General features: G+C 38.5%; 12 protein-coding genes. 4 read left to right on the top strand and 8 right to left on the bottom strand.

Annotated elements, in window-relative coordinates; genetic code table 11:
- Positions 1–65 precede the first annotated feature (65 nt).
- From pyrH to QE382_RS20590, 3 genes are all read left to right on the top strand, one after another.
- A complete protein-coding gene (gene pyrH, locus QE382_RS20580; protein ID WP_075991132.1) occupies positions 66–770 on the top strand; it encodes a UMP kinase in 705 nt (234 codons plus the stop codon).
- 27 nt (positions 771–797) lie between these two features.
- On the top strand, positions 798–1361 hold the full coding sequence (gene frr, locus QE382_RS20585) for a ribosome recycling factor (protein WP_209581773.1): 564 nt from the start codon (positions 798–800) through the stop codon (positions 1359–1361).
- Between the two features lie 234 nt (positions 1362–1595).
- A complete protein-coding gene (locus QE382_RS20590; RefSeq protein ID WP_307187561.1) occupies positions 1596–2579 on the top strand; it encodes a sugar phosphate isomerase/epimerase family protein in 984 nt (327 codons plus the stop codon).
- A 45-nt stretch (positions 2580–2624) separates the two neighbouring features.
- Here QE382_RS20590 and purE read toward each other — a convergent pair whose 3' ends face one another.
- The 8 genes from purE to glyA form a co-directional block, all read right to left on the bottom strand.
- Positions 2625–3134 carry a 5-(carboxyamino)imidazole ribonucleotide mutase gene (gene purE, locus QE382_RS20595; protein ID WP_209578563.1) on the bottom strand — a complete coding sequence of 170 codons (510 nt, stop codon included), beginning with the start codon at positions 3132–3134 and terminating at the stop codon, positions 2625–2627.
- Between the two features lie 8 nt (positions 3135–3142).
- The gene (locus QE382_RS20600; RefSeq protein WP_307187562.1) at positions 3143–4285 is read right to left on the bottom strand and encodes a 5-(carboxyamino)imidazole ribonucleotide synthase; all 1143 of its coding nucleotides are present in this window, start codon (positions 4283–4285) and stop codon (positions 3143–3145) included.
- Positions 4286–4316: 31 nt separating this feature from the next.
- A complete protein-coding gene (locus QE382_RS20605; protein ID WP_370877883.1) occupies positions 4317–4820 on the bottom strand; it encodes an NADH-quinone oxidoreductase subunit B in 504 nt (167 codons plus the stop codon).
- A 2-nt stretch (positions 4821–4822) separates the two neighbouring features.
- Positions 4823–5416: an NADH-quinone oxidoreductase subunit A gene (locus QE382_RS20610; RefSeq protein ID WP_307187563.1), complete on the bottom strand. Its 594-nt coding sequence runs from the start codon at positions 5414–5416 to the stop codon at positions 4823–4825.
- A gap of 250 nt (positions 5417–5666) precedes the next feature.
- Positions 5667–7007, bottom strand: a complete 1341-nt coding sequence (gene ffh / locus QE382_RS20615) for a signal recognition particle protein (protein ID WP_307187564.1) — start codon at positions 7005–7007, stop codon at positions 5667–5669.
- A gap of 135 nt (positions 7008–7142) precedes the next feature.
- The gene (locus QE382_RS20620) at positions 7143–7838 is read right to left on the bottom strand and encodes a zinc metallopeptidase (protein ID WP_209578567.1); all 696 of its coding nucleotides are present in this window, start codon (positions 7836–7838) and stop codon (positions 7143–7145) included.
- A 392-nt stretch (positions 7839–8230) separates the two neighbouring features.
- Positions 8231–8827, bottom strand: coding sequence for an RNA polymerase sigma factor (locus QE382_RS20625; protein WP_293939586.1), 597 nt, complete (start codon positions 8825–8827; stop codon positions 8231–8233).
- A gap of 521 nt (positions 8828–9348) precedes the next feature.
- Complete coding sequence (gene glyA, locus QE382_RS20630) at positions 9349–10620, bottom strand: serine hydroxymethyltransferase (RefSeq protein ID WP_307187565.1); 1272 nt, start codon at positions 10618–10620, stop codon at positions 9349–9351.
- 285 nt (positions 10621–10905) lie between these two features.
- On the opposite strand from glyA, the gene QE382_RS20635 reads away from it, so the two are divergent.
- The gene (locus QE382_RS20635; RefSeq protein ID WP_293956456.1) at positions 10906–11256 is read left to right on the top strand and encodes a HesB/IscA family protein; all 351 of its coding nucleotides are present in this window, start codon (positions 10906–10908) and stop codon (positions 11254–11256) included.
- Positions 11257–11422 lie beyond the last annotated feature (166 nt).

Raw genomic sequence — 11422 nt, forward strand, 5'->3', positions numbered from 1 at the left:
TAAGTCTTAGGGGATAAAAAAAATATTTTATCTTTGACCTTTGGAAAATTTCCAAAAAAACAATTATGAAATACAAACGTATCTTATTAAAACTTAGCGGTGAATCCTTAATGGGTGACCAAAGCTATGGTATCGATATTAACCGTGTATCGCAATACGCTAATGATATCAAAGAAATTCACGATCAAGGTTTAGAAATTGCAATTGTTATCGGTGGCGGTAATATTTACCGTGGTTTAAGCGCTGAAAAATCAGGAATGGACCGTGTTCAAGCAGACTATATGGGCATGCTTGCCACAGTCATCAACAGCATGGCACTGCAGGATGCGCTTGAGAAAGTTGGGAAAAAGACACGTTTGCTTACTGCGATCAAAATGGAGCAAATATGTGAACCTTTTATTCGTAGAAGAGCCGTTCGCCACTTGGAAAAAGGCCGTATTGTTATTTTCGGAGCTGGTACTGGAAATCCGTATTTCACAACAGATACCGCTGCATCTTTACGTGCGATCGAAATCAATGCAGATGCTGTATTGAAAGGAACACGTGTTGATGGTATTTACACTGCTGATCCGGAAAAAGATCCTAGTGCAACAAAATTTGAGGAAATATCATTCACAGAGGTTTATGAGAAAGGATTAAATGTCATGGACATGACTGCCTTTACCCTTTGTCAAGAAAACAAATTACCGATCATCGTATTTGATATGAATAAACCAGGCAATTTATTAAAACTTGCTAATGGTGAGCATGTTGGAACTGTGGTTAAATAATTAAATCTGTTAAAAACGTAATCTTATATGAACGAACTAATTTCAATTGAATTGGACGATTGTAAAGACAAGATGTCCAAAGCAGTTGCTCACACCGAATCCGAATTAACTAAAATTCGTGCCGGTAAAGCTTCCCCATCTATGTTAGATGGTATTTCAGTAGACTATTATGGTAGCGCCACTCCACTTTCACAAGTGGCAAACATCAATACAACTGATGCACGGACTATTGTCATTCAGCCTTGGGAGAAATCGCTTATCAACGCAATTGAAAAATCTATCACAGACGCTAACCTAGGCATCAACCCGCAGAACGATGGTATCGTTATTCGTCTGAATGTTCCCCCTTTAACAGAAGAAAGGAGACGTGATCTAGTTAAAAAGGTAAAAGAAGAAACTGAAAGAGGCCGTATCGGTATTCGTAACATCCGTAAGGATGTAAATGAGTCCATCAAGAAATTAAAAAATGATGGTGCTTCAGAAGATGAAATTAAAACTGCCGAGGGTGAAGTCCAAAAGTTAACTGACGCATTTATTGTAAAAGTTGATAAATTGGCTGAGCTAAAAGAAAAAGATATCATGACTGTTTAAGTCTTTCTACTTCAATGGAAAAAAGGTCTGAAAGTATTCAGACCTTTTTTTGTAAGGTCATCCGACAGTATTGCCTCCACTAACTCACCAAAGACCATTCCTTATCCTCTTATAAACTATTGTTTACAAATAGTTAGAATTCTAAACTCAACACATCTTTCAAAATATTCCCTGTTGCACCATTGATTTTTAAACAAATAATTGTACATTGTACACTAACAAGTAATCAATTATATGATGAACAATTCTCGCCGTCAATTTTTGAAGCAAGCTGGAATAGGTATTTCGGCAGCTTATCTGGTGCCCAACTTTATATCCTGTCAAAATAAAGCCGGGGCAATCAGCGACAATCCATTACAGAATATAGGCGTACAGCTTTATTCCATTCGTGATTTGATGGATAAAGATCCAAAAGGATCGCTAGAACAAATTGCCAAAATTGGGTACAAACACGTTGAGCTCTATGGTATCGACGCGGCGGCCAAGCAGTTTTGGAAATTGCCCTACAAAGAGCTGAAGAAAATATTAGATGACAATGGTCTAAAAACACATTCAGGTCATTACGACATGGCCAAATACCTGAGTAAAGTCCATACAGACAAAGAGGACATCGCTGTTTATTTCGATGCGGCAAAAGAACTTGGTCAAGAATATGTAATTGCTCCCGTAACACCAATGTTCGATCTTAACGCATTGAAAAAAGATGATTATCTCTATGCTGCGGAGCAGTTGAATAAAGCTGGCGAGCAGGCTAAAAAATTAGGTTTAAAAATTGCTTATCACAACCACTTCTGGGAATTCAGGGACCTTGGAAATAATACAACCGGAGAAGAGGTAATGCTGGCATTTACGGAGCCAGACCTGGTTGATTTTGAGCTAGACCTTTTCTGGGCAGAGAAAGCTGGTAAAAATCCGATAGCGCTCTTCGAAAAGTTTCCAAATCGTTTTAAACTGTGGCATGTCAAAGATATGGACAAAACAAAATCCAACCCTATTGAGTGGCCTAAAGATGGGAATTTGCCTATCGAGCAAATTTTCAATGATATTAAGTATACTGAAGTAGGGACAGGCAGCATCAATTTCCCTGAAATTGTCAAAGAAAAAAACAAATCGGGACTTAAATATGCCTTTGTTGAACAGGATAATATTGATATGCCAAATAAGATGGAGAGCCTTAAAATAAGCTATGACTATGTTCAAGCAAATCTTACTAAATAAAACAAGGGAGCATTGCTCCCTTGTTTTATTTAGTAAGATTTCAACTTAGAATTCTGTATCCTCTACTTGCACAGCTGTCTCAATTACTTTTCTCGCTAACTCTTCTTTATAGTCAATAATATTATTGCCGATTACTTCATTACTTGTACCTAGAATCTGAGCGGCCAATATACCCGCATTCTTCGCTGCATTCAAAGCGACTGTCGCTACAGGAATGCCATTGGGCATTTGAAGGATAGAAAGCACAGAGTCCCATCCATCAATTGAATTGGAAGATTTGACAGGGACACCTATGACCGGCAAGTGTGTAATAGAGGCCACCATTCCTGGTAAGTGCGCGGCTCCGCCCGCACCAGCAATAATAACTTTCAAACCACGAATTGCGGCATTTTTAGCGTAATCAAACATCCGCTGAGGTGTACGGTGCGCTGACACAATCGTTACTTCAAACTCTACACCGAGGACTTTTAGAACATCGATAGCATCCTGCATGACCGGAAGATCAGATTTACTCCCCATGATGATACCAACTTGGGCCTTATTATTTACTGACATAGTATCTTTTAAGCTTTAACTTTTAATATTTCTTGTACTTTTCTCGCATTGGAGATTGCTTTCTCCCGATCGTCATTGATAATACAGACATGTCCCATTTTACGGAAAGGCTTTGTATATTTCTTGCCATAGAGATGGATATATACACCTTCCATAGCAAGTACCTCCTCAACACCTTCATATTTAGCCAGCCCTTCATAGCCCGCTTCACCCAATAGATTAATCATGACCGTATTCGTCCTGCAGCGCGTATCCCCGAGTGGTAGATTAAATATAGCTCTTAGATGTTGTGCAAATTGCGACACATAATTACCCTCGATGGTCTGATGGCCACTATTGTGTGGACGCGGAGCCAATTCGTTAACTAAGATATCGCCATTTTTTGTTAGGAACATCTCTACAGCCAATATTCCGACAATTTGTAGATCTTCTGCGATCTTTTTTGCAATCATCTCGGCTCGCTGTTGTATTTCCACACCATACAAAGAAGGAGCGATCAAGAATTCAACTAAATTTGCTTGTGGATTAAATTCCATTTCCACCATTGGAAAGGTAGAAACTTCTCCTTTATCATTCCGGGCAACAATAACAGCAATTTCCTTTTCAAAATCTACCCATTCTTCAATTAAACTTGGCTCTTCAAAAGCATCTTGAATATCCTGCTGTGTGACAATCTTCTTTACCCCTTTTCCATCATATCCGTCCCGACGTAATTTTTGGATATAAGGGAGGTTCAGCGGAGCGTTCATCATATTATCCTTATTGGATATCAATTGAAATGTAGATGTGGGAATATCATTTTGTTTAAAAAATTGCTTTTGTAAACCTTTATCCTGAATCAGACGAATGATACGCGACTGCGGATAAACGATCACTCCTTCACCTTCCAGCTTTTCCAGCGCATCTACGTTTACCTTCTCAATCTCGATCGTAATCATGTCCAAATCCTTACCGAAATTATAGACCGTTTCAAAATCGCCCAATGATCCACATTCAAATCTATTGCACAACTTGCGACAAGGAGCATTCTTATCGGGATCCAATACATGAACGTTTACATTGTAATTAATGGCTTCCTGGATTAACATTCTTCCCAGTTGTCCACCGCCAAGAATACCTAATTGCAGTTCGCCATAAAAATCTTTTGCCATAATTGATTTAAATCTTATAAATTTTATCTTTTTAAGCTTTCTCTTTGAACAGCTGTTCTCCAATTAAGCTTTCTTTATCTATTTTTTTTTGCAATTCAATAAAAGCTCCGATCAGCGCCTCGGGCCGAGGTGGGCACCCTTGAACATATACATCTACAGGAATAATTTTATCCACTCCTTTGACGACATGATAACCATGTTGCCAATAGGGGCCACCACAATTTGAACATGATCCCATTGAAATAACATATTTTGGATCAGGCATTTGCTCATATAATTTCTTAATGCGGTCTGCCATCTTATAGGTAACGGTTCCGGCGATAATAATCACATCGGATTGCCGAGGAGAAGGTCTCGGAAAGACGCCCATCCGATCCAAATCGTAGGTAGATGCCATTGCTCCCATCATTTCTATGGCACAACAGGCAATACCGAAACTCATCGGCCACATGGACGACAGCCTTGCCCAGTTGAGTAAATCATCTAATTTGGCAACAATAACACCATCATTTTGCAATTGACTATCTAGACTCATGCTTATTCAGGTTTTTTAAATCGCGGTTTAAAAGCTGGTTTAGGAACAGAGACGACTTCGTTTGCCATTACGACTTCTCCAACTACTGTTTCATCTGCTACCACTATATGATCGCGAAGCTGATATGTTTTATTATTTAAGTTCGCATAGGCGCTATCTGGAATATATACAGGAACTTTCGGTAACGATACTTTCGGCTTAACCCATTCCAAATCCCCCCTCTTCCACACAAACACCAATCCTAGAATTAAAACACCAATAAACATGGCCATTTCGATCATGGTAAACCATCCCCATCTTTCATCTGCTGCAATATATTCCGATTGTCCAAATATAGTAGCCCACGGAAAAATAAAGATAAGCTCCACATCAAAAAGTAAAAAAACGAGGGCAATCACATAAAAGCGCGGATTAAACTGAACCCAGGAAGAACCAATTGGTTCCTCTCCACATTCGTACGTACCGGATTTTATTGGATTATTCTTTTTCGGAGCGATTAGACGTGCGAGGAAAATGGTCGCACAAACTAACAGCGCCCCTATCAGAAGAATGATAAGGATTTTGCCGTATTCCGATAATTGCGCGGGGTCATCCATAATGATTACAAATTTAACAAATATTTCGCTTACTCGGGTGAGGAACTTGAAATTACGAATTATTTCTTTAAAAACAGTTCGTTTCCTACAAAATCAAGCAGAAGGATCCTTCCATATCCATCTAATACGACTCGCAATGTAATCATACATTCGAGTAAATGACAGCGTAATCATCCAAAAATTAAAGTATAAAAAAATAGGGCACCGTAGTGATACGATGCCCTCTTATGATGTAACTATTCTCTAAAAATTACATTTTTCCCGGCATTTTGGGCATATTACGCATCAATTTAGCTGCCATCGCTGGATTAGACATCTGTTTCATGACTTTACGCATATCACCAAATTGTTTCAATAATTTATTCACCTCATTAATATCAGTACCTGATCCTTTCGCAATACGAGAACGACGTTTTTGATCAATGACATCTGGATTTTCACGTTCGAAGGGAGTCATAGAATCGATAATTGCTTCAATGGGTTTGAATGCATTATCATCTACTTCAATATCCTTCATTGCTTTACCGACACCAGGAATCATTCCCATAAGGTCTTTCATATTACCCATTTTCTTAATCTGTTGAATTTGGGATTTAAAATCGTTAAAATCGAATTTATTCTTACGGATTTTCTTTTGAAGTTCTGCCGCTTGCTTCTCGTCAAATTGCTGTTGCGCCCGCTCTACTAAAGACACGACATCACCCATCCCCAAAATACGGGAAGCCATACGATCAGGGTGGAATACATCCAGTGCATCCATCTTTTCGCCCGTACCAATAAACTTAATAGGCTTGTTAACAACAGATTTGATAGATAATGCCGCACCACCACGGGTATCTCCATCTAACTTAGTCAGGACTACACCTGTAAAGTCTAAACGGTCATTAAATGTTTTTGCGGTATTAACTGCATCCTGACCAGTCATTGAATCCACAACAAATAGAATCTCATCAGGCTTTGTAGCTTCTTTAACTGCAGTAATCTCTACCATTAAAGGCTCATCTATTGCCAAACGACCCGCTGTATCAATAATTACAACATTGTTCCCATTGCGTTTAGCTTCCTCAACACCAGCCTTTGCAATTGCAATAGGATCGTTAGATTCACGATTCACATAAACTGGTACGCCCACTTGCTCTGCAAGTACTTCCAATTGATCGATAGCAGCGGGACGGTAAACATCACCGGCAACCAACAATGGCTTTTTATTCTTTTTATCTTTAAGATACAACGCCAACTTACCTGAAAACGTTGTTTTACCAGCACCATTCAATCCCGCAATTAAAATAACTGTCGGATTTTTCCCAGTCTCAAGCTCCGTAACGGACCCGCCCATTAAAGCAGTCAACTCATCGTTCATGATCTTTGTCAACAATTGTCCCGGTGATATACTTGTCAGTACATTTTCACCTAAAGCTTTTTGTTTAACATCGTCGGTAAAAGTTTTGGCAGTTTTATAATTCACATCGGCGTCCAATAACGCTTTACGAATTTCTTTCATCGTTTCTGCAACGTTGATCTCGGTAATACTACCTTGTCCTTTTAATACTTTAAAGGCCCTATCTAACTTATCTTGAAGATTTGAAAACATAAAATCTGAATCTTATTCTATATAAACAGCAAAGTTAAAAAAATTGTCTATAGTAACCTCATTAACACCCCATAAAAAAATGCGACTATAAAAAATAATCGCATTTTTTGCAAGTTAAAGTTACAATACCTGTATTTAGTCACTTCTACGACCACCAAATAAAATAGAGGCGTAATATAAAAGAGTCACCAGTGCACTTAATGCCGCTACGACATAGGTCATGGCTGCCCATTTCAAGGCATCTTTTGCCCCCTCGTGCTCTTCGCCATTGTAGGTTACCCCCGCATGGTTTAACCATTCCAATGCACGGTTTGATGCATCAAACTCTACAGGTAACGTGATAAAAGAAAATATAGTCGTAATTGCCAATGCGCCTACACCAACAGCTAAAAGCCACGGATTACCACCTTTGGAAAAAGCAAACAACATAACGCCGAGCATCAATACCCAAGATGTTAGCTTGGAAGCGGCATTTACCATGGGCACCATAGCCGAACGAAATCCCAACCATTTATAAGCTTTAGCATGCTGTACAGCATGACCGCATTCGTGCGCCGCTACTGCTGCAGCCGCAACACTACGACCACTGTAAACTTCGGGACTTAAATTCACGGTCTTATCTGACGGATTATAGTGATCTCCCAAACGATCTGGGATAGATAACACCTTTACATCATATATACCGTTATCATTTAACATTTTTTGCGCAATCTCAGCTCCCGACATCCCATTATTCAATGGCATCTCGGCGTATTTCTTAAATTTGTTTTTGAATCTTGTTTGGACAATCAGGCTCACCACCATTATTCCAATGAATAAAATCAAGTACATAGCTATTTATCGTTTTTATAGTTATTATATGACTATCAAACCTTATTCCAGTTCTTGAAAAAAGGCATTTACATAAACTTCGAAGATAAAAAAACGCTTTGACCTGACAAAAAGAACATATTCTTCTGATCTCCACATGACATATTTACCTTATTACTTTAAATAAATACCATCATATTGGGTTTCAAACGACCTATCCGCGTCTCAACACTACACAAGAAGCCTTTCTTACAGTATGCCTTTCGGAATAGACCAAATCAATTGGAGGGTAGATATCCAACGCGCGCTTTTTTTAAAAAAAACTACCTTTGCGGGCTGGAATTATAAGCGTATAATTGGGAAGTAGATAGAAAAGATGGATCATAAATAAGGGCGTTAACCACCCTTATTTATTACAAATACCCCATCTGTAAGGTAAGATCAGTACCTTCGATCATCTTACGTAAATTACTCAATGCATAACGCATTCTTCCCAAAGCTGTATTGATACTTACTTCGGTGATTTCTGCGATATCTTTAAAGCTCATATCACAGAAGTGCCGCATAATGAGTACTTCTTTTTGATCATCGGGAAGTTTTTGAATCATTTTCTTCAGATCCACATCAACTTGTTTTTTTAGCATTTTTGACTCAGCACTTTCATCGCTAAATTCGAGGACTTCAAAAATATCAAACCCATCAGCGTTTACAATATTTGGGGCCCGTTTTGCCTTTCTAAAAAAGTCGACAATCATATTGTGTGCTATACGAATAGCCCAAGGTAAAAATTTACCTTCTTCATTATATTTACCGGATTTTAATGTGTTGATGATTTTAATGAAAGTCTCCTGGAAAATATCTTCAGCAAGATATTCATCCTTTACTTTCATATATATAGAGGTATAAATTTTCGATTTATATCGATTCAACAATGCTTCTAGGCCGGACTCTTGGCCACCGACATACATTTGGATCAACTCTTGATCGCTTTTACTTTTTAAAAGTCTCATACGTCACTTACTTTTTTAGCAGTTCGCAAATAAATTATCAGTTCTGTGTTAAAATGTAAATGTTTGTCGTATAACCTATCCTTTCTTATTGTAAAACAATTAATTAATCACGAATCAAATTACAGCAAAATAAATGAGTAATCAAATTATTACATTTTATTTTAAGACTTTTTAACATTTAAAATGAGTTTCCTCGCCACATGTCCAAAACGAACGCTCTTGCTGCAATTTTCTATCCTAAAACAAATTAAAACTAACAGGAGTACACGAGAAATACAACAAGGTAACAGGGAATTGTATCATCTGGACTTTAAAGGAGGCTAATAGGGACCTCAATCGGATTAATCCCTATAAGATCCGTTTAGCGTACGATTCAGATGAGTCTATAATTCCTATGATAAGTTAAGTTGATAGGTACTTATACCGTAAATATAATATTGAAAATAGCTTTAAGGAAAAGGAATAAAAAAGCGGAAGCACCGCATCGGTACTTCCGCTTTTTTCATTCGTAGAGGAATATCTTATTTATACAATGGGAACTCAGCCATCATTGCTTTTACTTTACCATGGATCAAATCCAGTTGGGCGTCGTTAGACGCATTTTTTAATGCCTCATCGATCAATTCACCGATTTGAATAATTTCATTCTCTTTAATACCACGTGTAGTGATTGCAGCTGTACCAAAACGCACGCCCGAAGTCACAAAAGGAGAACGTGTATCGAAAGGAACCATATTTTTATTTGTTGTGATACCTGCTTTGCCCAATACAGCTTCTGCTTCTTTACCAGAAATATCTTTGTTACGTAGATCCACCAACATCAAGTGATTGTCTGTACCGCCGGAGATGATCTTGTAATCTCTTTCTACAAAGAATTGTGCCAATGCCGCTGCATTTTTCTTCACCTGAACGATATATTCCATATAATCATCAGATAAAGCCTCACCGTATGCGATCGCTTTCGCAGCAATGGTATGCTCCAAAGGACCACCTTGTGTACCTGGGAATACAGCCAAATCCAATAATTGAGTAATTGTACGGATTTCACCTTTAGGTGTTTTGATACCCCAAGGATTCTCAAAATCTTTACCGACCATAATCATACCGCCCCGTGGACCACGAAGCGTTTTGTGTGTCGTTGTCGTAACGATATGACAATGTGGAAGTGGATCATTCAATAAACCACGCGCGATTAAACCAGCAGGGTGAGAAATATCAGCCATCACGATAGCTCCAATTTCGTCAGCAACTTTACGGATACGTGCATAGTCCCAATCACGAGAATACGCAGATGCACCACAGATGATCATTTTAGGTTTTTCGCGAAGTGCTGTTTCTTCCAATTGCTCATAGTCGATTAAACCAGTATCTTCTTTTACACCATAAAATAATGGTTGATAGATCTTACCAGATAGGTTAGCTGGAGAACCATGTGTCAAGTGACCACCATGAGATAAATCAAGGCCTAAGATTTTGTCGCCAGGTTTGATGGTTGCCAAAAAAACAGCGGCATTTGCCTGTGCACCAGAGTGAGGTTGAACATTTACCCATTCTGCACCAAATAATTGCTTTGCGCGATCAATAGCGATAGTTTCAATCTCATCCACAACTTCACAACCTCCGTAGTAACGTTTTCCTGGGAGGCCTTCTGCATATTTATTTGTCAACACTGAACCAGCAGCTTCCATCACTTGTTTTGAAACAAAGTTTTCTGAAGCAATTAATTCAATACCTTCTTCTTGGCGTTTAAGCTCATCAGCTATTAAATTAAAAATGGCTTGATCTCTTTCCATTGTTTTTAAATGTTGTAAAGTAAATTTTGTAGTTTATTTTAATGCCTCAAAGATAGCATATTCCATAAAGAATATCGACAAAAAGTCCTATTTTATTAAATGTTCTTAGCGAAATCACGTTATTTATGCAAATTATCTAATTAAGCAAGGAGCAGTCCGCGCTAACAATGGACTGAATAAGCATACCGGAAACTGAATGTTTAGAAAATGTCAAAAAATCCCAGCCAAGCAATTTGCCGTTAAAAAAATGTATTTTTGTATTGGATCGGCTAAAAAATTATTATAATGAGTACAGAACATACAGCAGTTGCGCCTGTTTCGTTGACAGAAGGGGCGATCAAGGAACTGAATAAATTAAAGGATCAACAGGAAATCTCTGATGATTTTGGTTTACGCATTGGTGTCGAAGGTGGAGGTTGTTCGGGAATGAGTTATATCTTAGGCTTTGATCAAAAAAAGGATGGTGATAACGAATACGAAATCCAAGGAATTCGCATCTTTATGAACAAAGCTCATGGCTTATATCTTGCAGGCATGGAAATCGACTTTAAGTCAGGGCTCGATGCGCGGGGCTTCACATTCAATAACCCGAATGCCACTAGCACTTGCGGATGCGGAAGCAGCTTCTCAGCATAACAGCATTTATTTACGAATAAAATAACAAAGGGACTGCCGTGGGTAGTCCCTTTGTTGTAGCAGCTACCGCCATCCTGTTCACCATTGAACCAAAGTTAGATCCTATAAAGTTCCCTACAACTTAATGATATTGCCACTACAAAGCCCTCTTTCATTTTCCATCATA

This window comes from Sphingobacterium zeae (assembly GCF_030818895.1).
In the GTDB taxonomy this organism is placed as follows: domain Bacteria; phylum Bacteroidota; class Bacteroidia; order Sphingobacteriales; family Sphingobacteriaceae; genus Sphingobacterium; species Sphingobacterium zeae.